The sequence below is a fragment of the Streptomyces sp. NPDC104307 genome (assembly GCF_055584045.1).
Window position 1 is genome coordinate 207,813 of record NZ_JBVJMU010000010.1, and the last position, 18,561, is coordinate 226,373.

The 18,561-nt window shown below is 70.9% G+C and carries 18 protein-coding genes; 11 read left to right on the forward strand and 7 right to left on the reverse strand.

Annotation, left to right across the window (positions count from 1 at the left end; all coding sequences use genetic code 11):
* Positions 1–5: 5 nt before the first annotated feature.
* Positions 6–944 carry a tRNA (adenosine(37)-N6)-dimethylallyltransferase MiaA gene (gene miaA / locus ACZ601_RS24745; protein WP_469541559.1) on the reverse strand — a complete coding sequence of 313 codons (939 nt, stop codon included), beginning with the start codon at positions 942–944 and terminating at the stop codon, positions 6–8.
* Between the two features lie 241 nt (positions 945–1,185).
* Between miaA and ACZ601_RS24750 the strand changes: the two genes are divergently transcribed.
* Positions 1,186–1,422, forward strand: a complete 237-nt coding sequence (locus ACZ601_RS24750; RefSeq protein WP_073737729.1) for an antitoxin — start codon at positions 1,186–1,188, stop codon at positions 1,420–1,422.
* A gap of 118 nt (positions 1,423–1,540) precedes the next feature.
* On the opposite strand, the gene ACZ601_RS24755 is transcribed toward ACZ601_RS24750, so the two are convergent.
* Both ACZ601_RS24755 and miaB read right to left on the reverse strand, forming a co-directional pair.
* Positions 1,541–2,254: a class III extradiol dioxygenase subunit B-like domain-containing protein gene (locus ACZ601_RS24755; RefSeq protein WP_469541562.1), complete on the reverse strand. Its 714-nt coding sequence runs from the start codon at positions 2,252–2,254 to the stop codon at positions 1,541–1,543.
* Between the two features lie 122 nt (positions 2,255–2,376).
* On the reverse strand, positions 2,377–3,897 hold the full coding sequence (miaB, locus tag ACZ601_RS24760; protein ID WP_469541565.1) for a tRNA (N6-isopentenyl adenosine(37)-C2)-methylthiotransferase MiaB: 1,521 nt from the start codon (positions 3,895–3,897) through the stop codon (positions 2,377–2,379).
* Between the two features lie 134 nt (positions 3,898–4,031).
* On the opposite strand from miaB, the gene ACZ601_RS24765 reads away from it, so the two are divergent.
* A complete protein-coding gene (locus tag ACZ601_RS24765) occupies positions 4,032–5,033 on the forward strand; it encodes a TAXI family TRAP transporter solute-binding subunit (RefSeq protein ID WP_469541568.1) in 1,002 nt (333 codons plus the stop codon).
* A gap of 37 nt (positions 5,034–5,070) precedes the next feature.
* Here ACZ601_RS24765 and ACZ601_RS24770 read toward each other — a convergent pair whose 3' ends face one another.
* Entirely contained in the window at positions 5,071–6,465 is a 1,395-nt protein-coding gene (locus tag ACZ601_RS24770) for a sensor histidine kinase (RefSeq protein ID WP_440573778.1), read from the reverse strand.
* A gap of 15 nt (positions 6,466–6,480) precedes the next feature.
* Complete coding sequence (locus tag ACZ601_RS24775; RefSeq protein ID WP_024493686.1) at positions 6,481–7,173, reverse strand: response regulator transcription factor; 693 nt, start codon at positions 7,171–7,173, stop codon at positions 6,481–6,483.
* Positions 7,174–7,522: 349 nt separating this feature from the next.
* On the opposite strand from ACZ601_RS24775, the gene ACZ601_RS24780 reads away from it, so the two are divergent.
* From ACZ601_RS24780 to ACZ601_RS24815, 8 genes are all read left to right on the forward strand, one after another.
* Complete coding sequence (locus ACZ601_RS24780; RefSeq protein ID WP_123526919.1) at positions 7,523–8,311, forward strand: amino acid ABC transporter ATP-binding protein; 789 nt, start codon at positions 7,523–7,525, stop codon at positions 8,309–8,311.
* A gap of 69 nt (positions 8,312–8,380) precedes the next feature.
* Entirely contained in the window at positions 8,381–9,223 is an 843-nt protein-coding gene (locus ACZ601_RS24785; RefSeq protein WP_469541574.1) for a glutamate ABC transporter substrate-binding protein, read from the forward strand.
* 74 nt (positions 9,224–9,297) lie between these two features.
* Positions 9,298–9,966 carry an amino acid ABC transporter permease gene (locus ACZ601_RS24790; protein ID WP_469541577.1) on the forward strand — a complete coding sequence of 223 codons (669 nt, stop codon included), beginning with the start codon at positions 9,298–9,300 and terminating at the stop codon, positions 9,964–9,966.
* Positions 9,963–10,874, forward strand: a complete 912-nt coding sequence (locus tag ACZ601_RS24795) for an amino acid ABC transporter permease (protein WP_469541580.1) — start codon at positions 9,963–9,965, stop codon at positions 10,872–10,874. Before ACZ601_RS24790 ends, ACZ601_RS24795 begins: the two co-directional genes overlap by 4 nt.
* 242 nt (positions 10,875–11,116) lie before the next feature.
* On the forward strand, positions 11,117–12,736 hold the full coding sequence (locus tag ACZ601_RS24800) for an FAD-dependent monooxygenase (protein WP_469541583.1): 1,620 nt from the start codon (positions 11,117–11,119) through the stop codon (positions 12,734–12,736).
* Between the two features lie 32 nt (positions 12,737–12,768).
* Positions 12,769–12,855: a putative leader peptide gene (locus tag ACZ601_RS24805; RefSeq protein WP_311307652.1), complete on the forward strand. Its 87-nt coding sequence runs from the start codon at positions 12,769–12,771 to the stop codon at positions 12,853–12,855.
* An 89-nt stretch (positions 12,856–12,944) separates the two neighbouring features.
* Complete coding sequence (locus tag ACZ601_RS24810; protein ID WP_469541586.1) at positions 12,945–13,475, forward strand: cupin domain-containing protein; 531 nt, start codon at positions 12,945–12,947, stop codon at positions 13,473–13,475.
* Positions 13,472–13,903, forward strand: coding sequence for a rhodanese-like domain-containing protein (locus ACZ601_RS24815; protein WP_469541589.1), 432 nt, complete (start codon positions 13,472–13,474; stop codon positions 13,901–13,903). The genes ACZ601_RS24810 and ACZ601_RS24815 overlap by 4 nt, the downstream gene beginning before the upstream one ends.
* 48 nt (positions 13,904–13,951) lie before the next feature.
* Here the strand turns inward: ACZ601_RS24815 and ACZ601_RS24820 are convergent, their stop codons facing one another.
* A complete protein-coding gene (locus ACZ601_RS24820; protein WP_469541591.1) occupies positions 13,952–16,510 on the reverse strand; it encodes an FtsX-like permease family protein in 2,559 nt (852 codons plus the stop codon).
* Between the two features lie 347 nt (positions 16,511–16,857).
* On the opposite strand from ACZ601_RS24820, the gene ACZ601_RS24825 reads away from it, so the two are divergent.
* Positions 16,858–17,607, forward strand: a complete 750-nt coding sequence (locus tag ACZ601_RS24825) for a DUF6197 family protein (protein ID WP_469541594.1) — start codon at positions 16,858–16,860, stop codon at positions 17,605–17,607.
* 186 nt (positions 17,608–17,793) lie between these two features.
* On the opposite strand, the gene recX is transcribed toward ACZ601_RS24825, so the two are convergent.
* Positions 17,794–18,561 carry a recombination regulator RecX gene (gene recX / locus ACZ601_RS24830; RefSeq protein WP_469541597.1) on the reverse strand — a complete coding sequence of 256 codons (768 nt, stop codon included), beginning with the start codon at positions 18,559–18,561 and terminating at the stop codon, positions 17,794–17,796.

Here is an 18,561-nt window from a genome sequence, read left to right on the forward strand (position 1 = left end):
CGTGATCAGGCTGTGACCGCTCGTTCGATCAACGCCAGCGCCTGGCGCGGGAGTTCTCCGCGGTGCTCGGCGGCGCCGCTCAGCCAGTGGACGCGCGGGTCGCGGCGGAACCAGGAGTCCTGCCGGCGCGCGAACCGCTTGGTGGCGCGCACGGTCTCGGCACGTGCCTCGTCCTGCGTGCACTCCCCGGCCAGCGCGGCGAGCACCTGCTGGTAGCCGAGCGCCCGGGAGGCGGTACGCCCCTCCCGCAGCCCCCGCGCCTCCAGTGCGCGCACCTCGTCGACCAGCCCCGCGTCCCACATCCGGTCGACCCTCAGGGCGATGCGCTCGTCGAGTTCGGGGCGGGCCACGTCGACGCCGATCTGGACGGTGTCGTAGACCGCATCGTTACCGGGGAGGTTGGCCGTGAAGGGCTTGCCGGTGATCTCGATGACTTCGAGGGCCCGGACGATGCGCCGCCCGTTGCTCGGCAGGATGGCGCGGCCCGCCTCCGGGTCCGCGGCGAGGAGCCGCTCGTGCAGCGCGCCGGAGCCCCGTTCCGCCAGCTCCGCCTCCAGCGCGGCCCGGATATCGGGATCCGTGCCGGGGAACTCCAGGGCGTCGATCGCGCCCTTCACGTAGAGCCCGGAGCCGCCCACCAGGACCGGGGTGCGGCCCTCGGCGAGCAGCCGGTCGATCTCGGCGCGGGCGAGGCGCTGGTACTCGGCGACGCTGGCGGCCTCGGTCACGTCCCAGATGTCCAGCAGCAGGTGCGGGACGGAGGCGCGTTCCGCCAGGGTCAACTTCGCGGTGCCGATATCCATCCCCCGGTAGAGCTGCATGGAGTCGGCGTTGACCACTTCACCCCCGAGCCGCTGGGCGAGGAACACCCCCAGGTCGGACTTTCCGGCTGCGGTGGGACCGACGACGGCGATGACCCGCGGTGCGGGAGCTGGGCTTCTCACTGGCACAGTCTCGCAAACCCGGGGGCCCGTTCCGAATGGCCGAGAGGGTGGCCGGGGACGGCGGCGCGTCCGGACACCCCGTCAAGTAAAATGTCGAGTACATATGGGCGTTTTCTCATAGTTCGGGTTTCCGTCCCGCCACGACAGCAGGTATCGCGGCGGTGACTGCGCGGCAGCACGGCGGGTACCCGGTCCGGAGAAGACGCGCACGCACGCACTCCCCCAGCAGAGAAGGTGTCCGATGGGCTTCATGGACAATTTGAAGGCGAAGCTGAGCCCGGCCAAGGACAAGGTCAGCGACCTCGCGCAGCAGCACGGGGGCAAGATCGACCAGGGGCTCGACAAGGCCGCGCGGACGGTGGACGAGAAGACCAAGGGCAAGTACAGCGACAAGATCGTGTCCGGCACGCAGAAGGCCAAGGACGCGGTGGAGAAGCTGTCCAACAAGGACGGGGGCACCACCCCGCCCGCTTCCTGACCCCGGTCCGGCAGGACACCGTGACGGCTGCGGAGCGTATCGCTCCGCGGCCGTCGTGTGCCCTGCGGACCGCCCAGGGCTGTGCGCCGGATTCCGTGCGGCCCGAGCCTTCGCGGGGTCAGGACCAGGCGGCGACCAGGTAGCCCACGCCGTAGGGCGCGTCGTCGTACAGCAGCCGGCCGTCGAGACCGGCGCCCTGTGCGGCCCCCGCGAGCACCTGCCAGGGTGCGCGGCCCGCGGCCTTCAGCTCGTACGCGAGTGCCTCGTCCAACGCGGTCAGCGCGCCGGTGTCCGCCGCGCCCAGCGCGCGCGAGGCCGCCGCGTCGAACGCGGCGGCGCGCTCGTCCAGGTAGCCCGGGGCCTTGAGGGTGCGGCAGGCGCTGCCGTCGCCCATCACCAGCATCGCCACCCGGTCCGCCCGGCCGGCCAGCGCCCGGCCGGTGTCCGTGCAGCGGGCGGTCTCCAGCGGCTCCCCCACGCCCAGCCCCTCGACCGGCGCGTCTGCCCAGCCGGTGCGGGCCAGCAGCCAGGCGCCGACGGCGAGCGACGCCGGGAGCGGCCGGTCCGCCACCGTGCCCAGGTCCCGCCCGAGCCGAACCGCGAGATCGACGCCGAACTCCCCGAAGGAGCCGGTTGCGCCCTCGGGATGGGTCCCGCGGCCCGCGATGCCCGCCGGGCCGATCACGATCAGCAGATCGGGCCGGGAGGCGGCCAGCACGCCCAGCGCGTCGGTGCACGCGGTCCTCGCGGCGTCGAGCTCCGGCGCGGCACCGGCGGCGACGTCGGGGACCAGCAGGGGCGGACAGGGGCACACAGCGGCGGCGACAAGCATGAGGGGCAGCGTACTGGCTGCGCGCTCGCGCGCCCTGCGGCGTGCTGGCCGCGCGCTCACGTGATCCGCGGCGTGCTGGCCACGCGCCCCGTGCCCCTCGCCCCTCTCGCCCAGCGGTCCGTTCAGTCGCAGCCGCAGCCCGGGGCCGAGGCGGCGGGCAGCGGGGCCGGGGCGCCGATGCCGGGCAGGCCCAGCATCACACCGGCCGGCTTGGCGGCGGCCGAGGCGTTGCGCTTCTCCCAGGCGTCCCCGGACCGGGTCCGTCGCACGGCGAGGGGTGCGCCCTCGGCGAGCAGGTGGTGCGGGGCCGCGTAGCTGATCTCGACGGTCACCACGTCGCCGGGCCGTACGTCCTGGTCCGGCTTGGTGAAGTGCACGAGGCGGTTATCGGGGGCGCGGCCGGAGAGCCGGTGGGTCGCGCCGTCCTTGCGGCCCTCGCCCTCCGCGACCATGACGTCCAGCGTGCGGCCGACCTGCTTCTTGTTCTCCGACCAGGAGATCTCCTCCTGGAGGACGGACAGGCGCATGTACCGCTCCTGGACGACCTCCTTGGGGATCTGCCCGTCCATGTCGGCGGCCGGGGTTCCGGGGCGCTTGGAGTACTGGAAGGTGAAGGCGTTGGCGAAGCGCGCCTCGCGGACCGCGTGCATCGTCTGCTCGAAGTCCTCCTCGGTCTCCCCGGGGAAGCCGACGATGATGTCGGTGGAGATCGCGGCGTCGGGCATCGCGGCCCGCACCTTCTCGATGATGCCGAGGAAGCGTTCCTGCCGGTAGGAACGCCGCATGGCCTTCAGGATCGTGTCGGAGCCGGACTGCATCGGCATGTGCAGCTGCGGCATCACGTTCGGTGTCTCGGCCATGGCCGCGATCACGTCGTCGGTGAAGTCGCGCGGGTGCGGCGAGGTGAAGCGGACCCGCTCCAGGCCCTCGATCCGCCCGCAGGCACGCAGCAGCTTGGAGAAGGCCTCCCGGTCGCCGATGTCGGAGCCGTAGGCGTTGACGTTCTGGCCGAGCAGGGTGATCTCGGAGACGCCCTCCGCGACCAGTGCCTCGATCTCGGCCAGGATGTCGCCGGTCCGGCGGTCCTTCTCCTTGCCGCGCAGCGCCGGGACGATGCAGAAGGTGCAGGTGTTGTTGCAGCCGACGGAGATGGAGACCCAGGCCGCGTACGCGGACTCGCGGCGGGTGGGGAGCGTCGAGGGGAACGCCTCCAGGGACTCGGCGATCTCGATCTGCGCCTCCTCCTGGATTCGGGCGCGCTCCAGCAGCACGGGCAGCTTGCCGATGTTGTGCGTACCGAAGACGACGTCGACCCAGGGGGCGCGCTCGACGATGGTGTCGCGGTCCTTCTGGGCGAGGCAGCCGCCGACCGCGATCTGCATCCCGGGGCGCTTCGTCTTCATCGGGGCGAGCCGGCCGAGGTTGCCGTAGAGCTTGTTGTCGGCGTTCTCCCGCACCGCGCAGGTGTTGAAGACCACGACATCGGCGTCCCCGTCGCAGCCCTCGGGCGCCCGTACGTAGCCGGCGTCCTCCAGCAGACCCGACAACCGCTCGGAATCGTGGACGTTCATCTGGCACCCGTAGGTGCGCACCTCGTAGCTTTTTCTGACGTCCACTGCTTCGCTCCGGTTGCCGCTGCTCATGCGACAAGGGTAGGCGCTGCCCGGACACCTCCCGTCGCGGGCGGCTCCCGGACGGCTTCCCCGGCCCCGCCCCGGCCGGGAGATCCGCCGGCACCCCTGGCCATGGCCGGGAACCACCTGGCAGGATCGCCGCCATGCTCCCGTCGGCTCTGTCCCGAATCGGCCGGCGTCGCTCCCTTCGGGCGGGCGCCGCCCTCGTCGTCGTGCTCGGGCTGCTGCTGTGGTGGCTGCTCCCGCTCGGGGACTCCACACCGACCGGGAGCCTGTCGTTCAGCACCGGCGTGCGCAGCGGCGTCTACCAGCGCTACGGCGAGCGGCTGAAGGGCGCGCTGGCCAAGGATCTGCCCGATGTGTCGATAAAGCTGCAGACCAGCGAGGGATCTCAGCAGAACATCGCCCGGGTGGCGGCGGGCAAGGCCGATTTCACCATCGCGACCACCGACGCCGTGGCCACCTACCTGCGGGACCGGAAGCCGGGCGCCGAGCGGCTGCGTGGCTGTGTCCGGCTCTACGACGACTACATACAGCTGGTCGTGGACCGGGGCTCGGAGATCCGTAAGGTCTCCGACCTGCGCGGCAAGAAGGTCGCGGTCGGCCAGCCGGGCTCCGGGGTGCGGCTGGTCGCGGACCGGCTGATGACGGCCGCCGGGCTGGACCCCGTCAACGACGTGACGGCGGTACCGGCGGGCATCGACACCATGCCGAAGCTGCTTCAGGACGGCAGGATCGACGCGTTCTTCTGGTCCGGGGGGCTGCCGACCACCGCGGTGGCGGACCTCTCCGACCGGTTCGCGATCCGGCTGGTCCCGCTGGAGAACACGCTGATCAAGCAGCTCCAGGCGGCGGGCGGCTCGACCCGCTACTACCGCTCGGCCGTGATGCCCGCGGACGCCTACCGCAACGCTCAGCAGGGCCAGGCCGTGCCGACCGTCGCGGTCGCCAACGTACTGGTGACCACCGACCGTACGGACGCGGCGATGACCGAGGCTTTCACCCGGACCGTGATCGACAGCCGGGACCGCATCGGGCGTGAGGTGCACGCCGCGCAGCTGGTGGACCTGCGGACCGCGATCTACACCGATCCGCTGCCGCTGCACGAAGGGGCCAAGCGCTACTACCGCTCGGTCAAGCCCTGAGTCCGCCGGGCCGGGGCGGGCCGCCGCAACAGTCCGCTCAGCCATGCGGGCTGTTGCGGGGAACGGACACCGTCACCCGCAGCCCGTGCGGTTCGTGGCGTTCGTAGGCGATGGTGCCCCGGCTCGCGGCCAGGAGCGCCTTCGAGATGGAGAGGCCCAGGCCGGAACCCCGTACGTTCTGGTGCTGCGAGCTGCGCCAGAAGCGGTCTCCGACGCGCTCCAGCTCCTGCTCGGTGAGGCCCGGTCCGCGGTCCGCGACGGCGACGGTGACGCACTCGCCGCCGGAGGCGACCGTGACCCGGACCTCCTCCTCCGCCGGGGTGAACTTGAGCGCGTTGTCGATGATGGCGTCGAGTGCGCTGGACAGGGCGATCGGGTCGGCCCAGGCGGTGACGGCGGGGGTGCCGTCCGTCCGGAGCCTGACCCCCTTCTCCTCGGCCACCGGGCGCCAGGAGAGCACGCGTTCGGCGGTGAGGGCGCCGATGTCGGTGAGCTGGAGATCGGCCGCGGCGTGTTCGGCCAGGGCCAGGTCGAGCAGATCGTCGAGGACCTGGCCGAGGCGCTTTCCCTCCGTGCGCACCGAGGCGATCTCCTCATTGCCCTCAGGGAGTTCCAGGGCGAGCAGCTCGATCCGGAGCAGCAGCGCGGCCAGCGGATTGCGCAACTGGTGCGAGGCGTCCGCGACGAAGGCGCGCTGCTGCTCCAGCACGTCCTCGACGTTGTCGGCCATCTCGTTGAACGAACGGGCCAGCCGCCTGAGTTCCGGCGGTCCGCCGGAGGCCGCCACCCGGGACCGCATCCGGCCGCTGGCGATGTCGTGGGCGGCCACGTCCAGGGTCCGCACCGGGAGCAGGACCCAGCCGGTGAGCCGGATCGCCGCGCCGACCGCCACCAGCATCGCGACCACCTCGCCCGCCGCGATCAGCAGCCAGCCGCGCAGGGTGTCGGAACGCATCTGCGCGGTGGGTGAGTCGGTGACGACGACGGCGACCACGTCCCCGTCGCGCACGACGGGTGAGGCGACGACCACCCGGCCGTCCTGCCAGGGCCAGACCTGCGGCGGATCGTGGCTGCGACGGCCGAGCAGCGCCTCGTTGAACGCCTCCCGGCCCTCGCCCTCGACCGGCAGCCGCCAGTCTCCAGGGGCCTTCGCCATCGCGGAGTCGTCACGGTAGAAGACGCCCGCCCGGATGCCGTACACCGCGTCGTACGTCTCCAGTTCGGTCTGGAGCGTGCGCTGTCGCTCGTCGTAGCCGTTGGTGCGCTCGGTGATGAACTGGGCGAGTGCGGCGAAGCGTGCCATGTCGTCGATCCGGTCGATCACGACGCCCTGTTGCTGAGCGGCGGCCACGCTGACGGCCAACGGGAAGCCGAGCGCGAGCAGGACACTCGCCATGAGGACGATGAGCAGCGGAAGCAGCCTGGTACGCACCGGAGCCGTACGCCCCTACGCGGACGGGGCGACGAGGCGGTAGCCGACCCCGCGCACGGTCTCGATCAGTGCGGGCAGCCGCAGCTTGGCGCGCAGGGAGGCGACGTGCACCTCAAGCGTGCGCCCCGTCCCCTCCCAGCTCGTGCGCCAGACCTCGCTGATGATCTGCTCCCGTCGGAACACCACGCCGGGCCGCTGCGCGAGGAGCGCGAGCAGGTCGAACTCCTTGCGGGTGAGCTGGACTTCGCTGCCGTCGACACTGACCCGCCGGGTGGGCAGCTCGATGTGCACATGCCCCAGGCGCAGCGCGGCGACGGGCGTGGGCCCGGTGTCCTCCGCGGCGGGCTTGCGCCGGCTGACGGCGTGGATACGGGCGAGGAGCTCGCCGGTGTCGTACGGCTTGGTCACGTAGTCGTCCGCGCCGAGGTTCAGCCCGTGGATGCGCGAGCGGACGTCGGCCCGCGCGGTCACCATGATCACCGGTACGGCACTGCGCTTGCGGATCTTCCCGCACACCTCGTAGCCGTCCTGGTCGGGCAGCCCGAGATCGAGGAGTACGACTCCGAAGGGCTCCGCATCCGTGGGGAGGAGGGCCTGGAGTGCCTCCTCGCCGCTGCGGGCGTGCACCACCTTGAAGCCGTGCCGGCCGAGGATGGCGGACAGGGCGGCGGCGACGTGGTTGTCGTCCTCGACGAGCAGCAGTCTCATGGGCCCCCTCTCCGGAGTCGCGGTGCCGGTAAATGTCTTGAAGTCGGCGGATGTGGTGTCGGTGCGGTCGCGTACGCCCCTGGTCACTTCCCCGTATCGAGGCGTTTCACGTCGGGGTGTACCAAGGCATCCACTCCGATGACCGGTGGGCCAGTCAAGTGCCTGCCGGTTGCATCCATGTTTCCGTTATGCACCCGGTACGCCGGGTTCCCGCGCGTGACGTCCCGTTCACGCGGAGTGTCCGGTTGCGGCCGGATCGTTATGCTCAATTTCCGCTCAGATGTAATGACGCTGGTCGCACTGCGTCACTAAGGTCCTTGCCAACCGAGGAGGACGGAGCAAAAAGCCGATGAGCGGAGTTTCAGTGACCAAGGGCGCCGAGGACGCTGCACCCGCGGCCGGCGGCGACCTGGTCGTGCTGAGCAACGTCAACAAGCACTTCGGCGCGCTGCATGTGCTCCAGGACATCGACCTGACGATCGCCAGTGGCGAGGTCGTGGTCGTCATCGGGCCCTCGGGGTCCGGGAAGTCCACGCTGTGCCGCACGATCAACCGCTTGGAGACGATCGACTCGGGCGCGATCACGATCGACGGGAAGCCCCTGCCCGAGGAGGGCAAGGAGCTGGCGCGGCTGCGTGCCGATGTCGGCATGGTCTTCCAGTCGTTCAATCTCTTCGCCCACAAGACGGTGCTCGAAAACGTGATGCTGGGCCAGGTCAAGGTCCGCAAGACGGAGAAGAAGGCGGCCGAGGACAAGGCGCGTTCGCTGCTCGACCGGGTGGGCGTGGGGACCCAGGCCGACAAGTACCCCTCGCAGCTCTCCGGCGGTCAGCAGCAACGCGTGGCGATCGCACGGGCGTTGGCGATGGACCCCAAGGTCATGCTGTTCGACGAGCCGACCTCCGCGCTCGACCCGGAGATGATCAACGAGGTGCTGGAGGTCATGCAGCAGCTCGCCCGCGAGGGCATGACGATGGTCGTCGTCACCCATGAGATGGGCTTCGCCCGCTCCGCGGCGAACCGGGTCATCTTCATGGCGGACGGGAAGATCGTCGAAGAGGCCGTGCCCGACCAGTTCTTCAGCAACCCGCGCAGTGACCGGGCCAAGGACTTCCTGTCGAAGATCCTTCACCACTGATGGAGCCTTCAGCGCCGGTTTCAGGGCCGGCCGATCACTCACATCGCGTCAACTCTAGGGAATTTCACCATGCAGCTTCGTAAGGTCACCGCCGCCTCGGCCGCCGTGCTCGCCCTCGCTCTGACCGCCACCGCCTGTGGATCCGACGACAAGGACGACTCGTCCGGTTCGGGCGGCGGCAAGAAGATCACCATCGGTATCAAGATCGACCAGCCCGGAATCGGTCTGAAGACGCCGGACGGCAAGTTCACCGGCTTCGACGTCGATGTCGCCACGTACGTCGCCAAGGAACTCGGCTACGACGCGAAGAACATCGAGTTCAAGGAGACCAAGAGCCAGGACCGCGAGACGTCGATCGACCGCGGTGACGTCAAGTTCATCGCCGCCTCCTACTCGATCACCGACGAGCGGCTGAAGAAGGTCGACTTCGCGGGTCCGTACCTGCTGGCCCACCAGGACATCCTGGTCCGCGCGGACGACGTCTCGATCAAGAAGCCCGAGGACCTCAACAACAAGAAGCTCTGCTCGGTCACGGGCTCGACCTCGGCGCAGAACATCCACGACACTCTGGCCCCGAAGGCGCAGCTGCAGGAGTACGGCGGTTACTCGGAGTGCCTGACCGGCCTGGAGAACAAGGCCGTTGACGCGCTGACCACGGACGACAGCATCCTGGCCGGCTACGCCTCGCAGGACGTCAACAAGGGCAAGTTCAAGCTGGCCGGCTTCAAGATGACCAACGAGAACTACGGCATCGGCCTGAAGAAGGGCGACGCCGACCTCAAGAAGAAGATCAACGACGCGCTGACCAAGATGGTCTCGGACGGTTCGTGGGAGAAGGCAGTGAAGGCCAACTTCGGCCCGGCGAACTACAAGAACGAGACTGCCCCCAAGATCGGCAACGTCGTCAAGTGAAGCAGGGCTGACCGGGCGCGCCGCCACTGACGGCGGCGCGCCGTGCCCTCCTACACGCGGAAGCGCGGGAGATCGTGTTCGACTTTCTTGATGGTTACGACCTGCTCGGGGCGTTCTGGGTGACGGTGCAGCTCACCGTCTACTCCGCCCTCGGCTCCCTCATATGGGGAACGCTGTTGGCCGGCATGAAGGTCAGCCCGGTCCCCCTGATGCGCGGTTTCGCGACCGGCTATGTGAACGTGGTCCGGAACATTCCGCTGACCGTGATCATCGTCTTCGCCTCGCTGGGCCTCTTCCAGACGCTTCAGATCACGCTCGGGGGCGGAGGCGACTTCAAGGTCATCAACTTCCGGCTCGCGGTGCTCGCCTTCGTCGTCTACACCGCGTCGTTCGTGTGCGAGGCCATTCGTTCGGGCATCAACACGGTGCCCGTCGGCCAGGCGGAGGCGGCCCGGGCACTCGGGCTCAGCTTCACCCAGGTGCTCCGGTTGATCGTGCTCCCGCAGGCGTTCCGGTCGGTGGTCAATCCGCTGTCCAACGTGCTCATCGCACTGACGAAGAACACCACGGTCGCAGCGGCGATCGGGGTCGCGGAAGCCTCGTACCTGATGAAGGAAATGGTCGAGAACGAGGCCCAGCTGCTGCTGATCTCCGGTGTGTTCGTCCTCGGCTTCATCATTCTGACCCTCCCGACCGGTCTCATCCTCGGCTGGGTCGCCAAGAAGGTGGCGGTGAAGCGATGAGTTCCGTCCTCTATGACGCGCAGGGGCCCCGCGCCAAGCGGCGCAACATCCTGTACACCGTCCTCTTCGTACTGGCCGCAGCGGCAGTGGTGTGGTGGGTGTACGGCGGCCTCGCCGAGAAGCACCAGCTCGACTGGGTCAAGTGGAAGCCGTTCCTGACCGGCACCCAGGCATGGGAGACGTACATCTGGCCCGGCTTCCAGAACACGATCAAGGCCGCCTTCTTCGCTCTGATCATCGCTCTTCCGCTGGGCGCGCTGTTCGGCATCGGGCGGCTCTCGGACCACCGGTGGGTGCGCGTGCCGAGCGGCGTGGTCGTGGAGTTCTTCCGCGCCATCCCCGTACTGCTCCTGATGGTCATCGCCAACGCGATGTACTCCGAGTACGCCGACCTCGAACCGGACACGCGTCTGCTGTACGCCGTCGTGACGGGTCTGGTGCTCTACAACGCCTCGGTGCTCGCCGAGATCGTGCGCGCCGGCATCCTGACGCTCCCCCGCGGGCAGACGGACGCGGCCAAGGCGATCGGCATGCGCAAGGGCCAGACGATGGTCTTCGTGCTGCTGCCGCAGGCGGTCACCGCGATGCTGCCGGCCATCGTCAGCCAGCTCGTGGTGATCGTGAAGGACACCGCCCTCGGTGGCGCGGTGCTCAGCTACCCGGAGCTGCTGGCCTCGGTCCGGCCGATGTCGGCGAACTACGGGGCGAACACCATCGCCTGTTTCACGATCATCGCGCTGGTCTACCTCGCGCTGAACTTCGCCCTGACGTCCTTCGCGAGCTGGCTGGAGCGGCGGCTCCGGCGCGCGAAGAAGAGCACGGGCGCGGTCGTGGGCACCGGCCCGGGGGGCGACCTGGAGACGGTTGGTGCGCCGTCGCTCAACGTTGATGACGGACGCGCCGTCTGACGGCTGATCAACAGAGGTCCCCGAGGGGCGGTGGCGCGTGCGCCACCGCCCCTCGCCGCGTTCCGGTGTCACTTGACGCAAGCACCGGCAGTAGGTTGCATACGTTCTGTGATCGCGCCCCGAGCCCCCTACGCCGCCGCATCTCCGTCGCCGCCCTCCCCGACCTCCGGGGCCGCCCCGGCCCGTCCGCTCCGCCCGTACGCCGCCAAGCGTCCGACCGCACACGTTCCGGGGGCCGCGCCGTGGACCCGGTGATCATCGTCGGTGCCGGGCCGGTCGGCTTGGTGCTGTCGCTCGCCCTCGCGGCTCAGGGGGTGCCTTCCGTGCTCCTCGACGAGGATCCCGGCAAGGAGGAGACGCGGCCTGCCCGCACGGTGGTGCTCCGCGAGGACACCGCGGCCCTGCTGGAGCGGCTCGGCTGCAAGACGCTCCAGGACGAGGGCCTTCGCTGGTCCGGCTGGCGGTCCTTGCGGCGTAAGCAGCTGGTGAGCCAACTGCCCCTCGGAGAAGGCGAACACGCTCAGTCCGGGGACGCGCCGGCCGCCCCCGTCCACATCCCGCAGCACGCACTGGTGCGCGGACTCCGGGACGCGGTGGCCGCGCAGGATCTCGTACGGACGGCACGGCACAGCCGGATAGACACGCTGGAGCAGGACCCGGCCGGGGTCACCGTGCACACCAGGGACCCCGGGGCGACCTGGTGGCGCGGGAGCTATCTGGTCGGCTGCGACGGGGCCCGGTCCACCGTGCGCAAGCTCTTGGACATCCGGTTCCCCGGGCGTACGGCGGTGGAGCGGCATGCCGTCGCCGCCCTGCGCACCGAGCTGCCCTGGCCGGGCGAGGCCGTACTGCACCGGCTGCCGCCGTGGCGCTCCGGTGGTGCCGAGGTGACCGCACGGCCGCTGCCGGACGACGTCTGGCGGCTGGACTGGCTGCTGCCGCCGCGCGGCGAGCTCGTCACGCCCGACGTCCTGGTCGCCCGGGTCCGGGACACCCTGGCGGGCTGGTGCGGCGAGACACCCCCGTACGAGCTGCTGGACACCGGCGTCTACACGCTGCACCACCGGCTCGCCCTGCGGTGGCGGGTGAAGCGGGCGTTCCTCGCCGGGGACGCCGCCCATCTGCTGGGCGCGCTCGGCACCCAGGGGCTGGACGAGGGGCTGCGGGACGCCGAGAACCTGGCCTGGAAGCTGGCGCTGGCCTGGCACCACGGCGCGTCCGACGTGCTGCTCGACAGCTACCAGGCCGAGCGCCGGTCCGCCGTCGCCGCGCGGCTGCGCGCAGCAGACCAGTCACTGCCGATACTGCGGGGCGGCGGCGGGCTGCGGACCCTGGTCCCGGGGAGCGCACGGGGGCACGATTCGCTGCTCACCGACGGGCATCTGGGATGCGGCCCCCTCGGTGCGCCCCCTTCCTACTCGCTGTCCCCCCTTGCGCCCCCGCGTGCCGAGGCGCACACGTCCGTGGGTACGCCCCCCGGTGCGCCGGTCACCGATGTGCGGGTGACGGCACCGGACGGCACCGGCGTACGGCTCCGGGAACGGCTGGGGCAGGGGCGGCTGCTGGTGGTCCTGGTGGCCCCCGGAACTGGAGTATGGGACCGGCGGCACTGGATGGGCGCTGGAGTGATGCCCCGGCTCGTCGAGGCGGTGGACGCCCTGCCGGTGAAGGGCGAACTGCTGGTGGCGGAGAGCTATCCAGGGGCCTCCGCGCACACCGTTCTGCTGGTCAGGCCGGACGGTCACCTGGTGGAGTCGTTCAGCGGGGTACGGCCCGCCGAGCTCCGCGCGGCAGCGGAAGCGGCGCGCGGCGGCGCGGCCCGCACCTCCGAACGCTCCGACCGCACCGCAGACATCAATTGACCCCCGCAGGCGCACATGGTCTACTCCGGAACATGACCGACACCGATGTGCGCCTGTGGCGGAGGGTCCATATGGACCTGCTCCGCTATGCGGGCTGCGTGTGTCGCCCGTCCTGCTGAATCGCCTTCTCCTGCTCCGCCGTACGCCATGACGTACGGCGGGACATCCACGCGAACTCTCAGGACGGTCCCCTGTGTCTGCCTCTGCCTTGCCTGTTTCCGTACCCTCGTCCACTTCCGGTCGGACCGTTCCGACCGTTGCGGAACTGCTCGACTTCGTCCGCCGTACCGCCGCGGACGCCGCCCTCATCGCCTCGCTCCCGCTCGACCCCGAGGGCCGCACCTGGATCCGGCTCGAAGGGCCCGGTGGCAGTGAGGCCTGGCTGATCGGCTGGCCGCCCGGCACCGGCACCGGCTGGCACGACCACGCCGACTCCATCGGCGCCTTCCTCACCGCGAGCGGCACGCTCAAGGAGCACTCGCTCGCGGCACGACTGCCCACCGACGGGTGGAAGACCCTCGAACTGACCGAGGGCATCGATCGTTCGCGGGAGTTGACGCCGGGGCAGGGCAGGGCCTTCGGCAGGCACCATGTGCACGAGGTGCTGAACGAGTCCGCCGACGAACACGCCGTCTCCGTCCACGCGTACTACCCCCCGCTCCCGCAGATCCGGCGCTACAGCCGCACGGACGCGGTACTCCGCCTCGAACAGACCGAAATCCCGGAGGACTGGCAGTGAGCGACGCACCGCACGAAGATCACGAAGGTACGGGGCCGGAGGGCACCCGACAGGTCGGGATAGACGAGCTGCTGGAGCGGGTCAGGTCCGGATTCGAGCGGATCGGCCCCGAGGAGGCCCGTGCTGCGGCCGCCGACGGGGCCCTGCTCGTCGACATCCGCTACGCGGAGCTGCGCGCGCGGGACGGGCTGATCCCGGGAGCGCTGGTCGTCGAACGCAACGAGCTGGAGTGGCGGCTGGACCCACAGGGCAGCCACCGCGCGGCGGAGGCGGTGAGCCACGGTCTGCGGGTCGTGGTGATCTGCAACGAGGGCTACGCGTCGAGCCTCGCCGTCGAGTCGCTGCACCGGCTCGGGCTGTACCGGGCAACGGATCTGGCGGGCGGCTTCCAGGCCTGGCGCGCGGCGGGGCTCCCGGTCGACGTCTGACCGGGAGCCTCGGGGTCGGTGGGGCCCCCGGGTCGGCGGGGGCTCCGTTCACTGACCCGACGTGACCGCGTCCACCGGCCGGGCCTTCAGCGCCATCCGGCCCGGCAGCGCCGTGGCGATCAGGGCGAGCAGCGCCGCGGCGCCCACCACGGTCGCGTACACCAGCGGCAGAACGGCGGGGGCCGCACCGCCCGTCATACCGATGCTGAACGCGGTCAGTACGGCGAGCGCGATTCCGGAGCCGAGAACGGCGGCGATCATCAGGACCGACACGGTCTCGATGCGGAGCATCCGCAGCACCTGGCGGCGCGTCGCCCCGGCCAGCCGGAGCAGCGCGAACTCCTTCAGTCGCTCGGACACCGACATGGCGAGCGTGTTGACCACGGCGATGGCGGTGAAGGCCAGGACGAGGCCCATGGCGAGGAGGTTGACCTCGGCGTTGTTCTGCTGCTGGTCCGCCTGGAGCCGGTCGGCGTCGGCCGGTGCCAGGACCGCGATGCCGGGAAACTTCTTTACGGAGGCGGTCAGTTCGCTGCGGGAGGCGTCTCCGGACACCAGGACCGTGGCGGCCAGGGGGTTGTCCATGTGGCGGGCGACCAAATCGTGCGGCAGCGTCAGGTCCCCGAAGCCCAGGCCCCGGTGGTAGACGGCGGCGACCGTGAGGGTGGCGGGCGTTCCGTCACCGAGGTGCAGTTTCAGCTTGCTGCCGGGGTGGAGGCCGAGCTGATCGGCGGCGAGCTCACTGATCGCGGCGGTATGCGAGTCGGCGGTGAACGCGGCGAGCGAACCGCTCGTCACCTCGGGGTCCCAGGTGCGGGCGAGGCCGGCCGGGGTGACCCCCTGGGCCGGGTACTTGTCGAGCCCGACCCGGACCGTGGTCCGGACGATCTCCGTGGCGGCGGTGACACCGGACGTCGCGCGGACGGCGTCGACGGCGGCGGCCGGGACGCCGGGGCCCTGTGCGCCCAGTACCCAGGTCGCGCGGGTGCCCTCCCGGGCCTGGGCCAGGGCGGCGTCCCCGAGGGTCGGCTGGACGAAGAGCACCGTGCAGGTCATGCCGATGAGCAGGGTGAGCGGGGTGACGACGGAGGCCATCCGGGTGGAGTTGCCCCGGGTGTTCGAGTTGGCCAGCTTCCCGATGGGCCCGGCCGGCCGGAGCACCAGGCCCAGCAGAAGGGAAGCCGCCCGCACGAGGTGGGGGCCCAGCAGCGACACCGACGTGGCCAGCATCACCACGGCGAGGAAGGTGACGGGGGTCGAGGCGGCCTCGGTGCGCAGGATGCTCAGTACGGCGACGAGCACCCCGCCGCCGACGAGCAGGACGAGACCGGCGACGGTCCGCAGGCGTGCCGGGCGGGCGCGCTCGACCTCGGCTTCGGCCATGGCCTGCGCCGGGCGGAGCCCGGCGATGCGGCGACCGGAGATCCGGGCGGCGGCCCAGGCGCCGATGAGCGTGACGGCCAGGGCGACGCAGGCCGGGAAGATGCCTGCCGTCCGCTCCAGGGTCGCCGGGACTGCCCCGGTATCGATGAACCGGCCGTGCAGCCAGCCGGCGAGCGGCAGTCCGGCCAGTGCGCCCAGCACCCCGGCGACGGCCCCGACCACCAGCGCCTCACGGCCGAGCAGGCGGCGGATCTGCCGAGAGGTGGCGGCGATGGTGCGCAGCAGGGCCAGTTCACGGTGGCGCTGCTGGATGGAGAGCGCGAAGGTGCCGACGACGACGAGTACGGCGACCAGCAGCGAGGTGCCGCCCATGGCCGCTCCCATGGAGACGAGCTTGACCCGGGCACCCGCCGCGTCCAGGAACTCGACCGGTCCTCGGTCGTCACCCGTGGCGACCTGGGCCGTCGTGCCCTTGAGGGCCTGCGCGACCCGCTGCTTCAGCCCGCCGAGGTCCGTACCGGCTGCGGGCAGCACGCCGAACGCGGTGACCTGGCCGGGGCGGGCGGCGAGGCGCTCGGCCTCCGAGGTGGAGAAGAACAGCGAGGTCTGCTCCCGGAGCCGGTCGACACCCTTCGGGGCCGCGACGCCACTGACTCGGTACGCGCGAGGGGCCCGGGTGGACTGGACGGTGATCCGGTCTCCGACGGTCAGTCCTGCCCGCCGGGCGAGGTCCCGGTCGATCACCACGTCGTCCGCGGCGGCCGGTGCACGGCCTGCGGTGAGGGCGAACGGGGTGAGCGGGGCAGAGGTCCACGCGTGGCCGTAGGACGGCGGACCGGATGCTCCGCCGCCCCCGGGGAGGCCGAGCGGCTGGGCCAGGAAGGTCAGTTCGGGGACGACCGTGCGAACGCCCTCGACCGCGCGGAGCCGGTCGGCGTCGCCTGCGGGAAGCCAGGCACGTTCGGCGACGGGCTTCGCCTTGTGCTTGGTCTTGGTCTTCCCGTTGCCCTTGTGCTTGACGGTGGTCTGATGAACGTTCTGGTCGGCGGAGACGACGAGCGGGGTCGCGGCGTAGCGCTCGGTGGCGATGCGTCCGCGCAGGCCGGTCTCCAGCAGGGTGCCGCAGGCGGTGACGAGGGCGGCGGCGCACATGAGGGCCAGCAGTGCTCCGAGGAATCCCCCCTTGCGGTGTCTGATCGTCCCGAGGGCGTAGCGCAGCAGCATGATGCGACCGTCTCTTTTCGGTTGGCGTCGTCGTCGTCCGCGGTGTTGTCGGCCGAGCCGCTACCGGTTCCGGGCCCTGTTCCCAGGCCGTGTCCGGGCTGCTTCGGCATGTGTCACAGACTCCTCTGTGCGGGGGTACCGGTGCACTGGAGCGTTCCGCCGTCTTGATGCGGGGGCTTTCCCCCGCACCGGGGCTTCCCCCTCCCTACGGCCCGCCCGCCCGAGGGCTCTTCCCGGCCCGAATCCGTCGCGACACACCCGTATGGCCTCTCTCCGGTGGAGCGATCCCCGTACTGGACGGACATTCGGCTCAACGACCAGGCCGCTACGACGGGGAGCCCGCACCGATGCCGACGACTGCTCCGACCACCGCGCTGACCCCTGACGAGCTGGACGCTCAGGCCGCTCGGCTTCATGACACGGACGCGTGGCGCCAGATCGTCACGGGCTGGGACCGCACGGCCCGTGAACCCGTACGTCCCGTACCGGCCGAACCTGATCCGGACCCGTCGCATCCGGACTCGTCGCATCCGGACCGGGCACATCCGAGCCGGTCACTTCCGGACCGGGCACATCCGAGCCAGTCACTTCCGGACTCGTCGCATCCGTCGCAGGCGGACCCGGCCGACTGGCGTGATCTGCTGTCCGTGCCGGTCGATCAGCTGATCGCGGACACCCTCCGTACGCTGCCCGCCGCCGCGCCGCGCGAGCGTCCGCTTCCCGGGCGCCTCGGTGCGGTACTGCCCGACCGGCTCCACTCCTGGCGGCGCATCGGACAGGCCGAGGTTCGGCCCTCCACCCACCTCGCCCACGCACGGCAGATCCTCACCGAGTGGGGCTGGCAGAACACCCCGTACCGGTTGCGCAACGCGAGGGGCGCCCGTTGTGTCTGCGGTGCCATGCTCACCGCGCATCGCCTCGGCTACGGTTCGGCGGCCACCGTCGACCAGGCCGGCGCCTGGCTGATCACCGAGCTCCGCTCCCAGGGCTGGACCGGGCTGATCGGGCCGTGGAACCGGCACCCCGGGCGCACCGCCACCGATGCGGTCGCCCTGATCGACGCCACCATCAGCCGCGCAGCCCGCGCCGGACAGTAGCGCAGGCCAATAACGCAGGCCGACGGGCAGCGGGAACCAGTCGGCTGGAGGGCCGGCTGGAAGAACCAGTCAGCTGAGCCCGTCGGACGGGCCGACCGGCGGAACCAGTCAGCTGAGCCAGTCGGAAGTCCAGGTCAGACACACGGGTCAGACACACCGGCCGGACACACCGGCCGGAAGCTCCGGTCAGAAGGGTTCGTCCAGCCCTTCCGTGTCCTCGCCCTCTTCTTCGAGTGCCCTGCGCACCACACGCAGGGCCATTCCCTCCCCGTATCCCTTACGGGCGAGCATGCCGGCAAGCCTGCGGAGCCGCTTGTCGCGGTCCAGTCCCCGCGTGGAGCGGAGTTTGCGCGCGACGAGTTCGCGCGCCGTCGCCTCCTCCTGGTCCGGGTCGAGCCGGCCGACGGCCTCGTCGATGACCGTCGCGTCCACACCCTTGGTCCGTAGCTCGCGGACGAGGGCGCGGCGGGCGAGTCCTCGGCCGTGGTGCCTGGATTCCACCCAGGCGTCGGCGAACGCGGCATCGTCGATCAGACCGACGTCCTCGAAGCGAGACAGGACCTCTTCCGCGGCCTCCTCCGGGATCTCCCGCTTGCGCAGGGCGTCCGCGAGCTGTTTGCGGGTGCGCGGCGTCCCGGTGAGCAGCCGCAGACAGATGTTGCGCGCCTGCTCGACCGGGTCTCGCGACTCCCCCTTCTCGGCCCTCGACGAGGAGGGGGAGCCGCTGCTTCTGGAGCGGGACCGGGAACGGCGCCCGGCCCCCTCACCGAACCCCGGACCCGCTCCCGGGCCCGACCCCCTGCCCCGGCCGGCCCCCGCAGCCGGTTCGTAGGGGAGACCGGCCTCAGAGCCCGATCCGGAGGCGCTTCCGTCGGTTGACGCGGCGGCGAATCCGGGGCCGGGGCCCTCGCCGGATTCGGCGGCGAAGCCCGGCCACTCCGTACGACGTGTCAC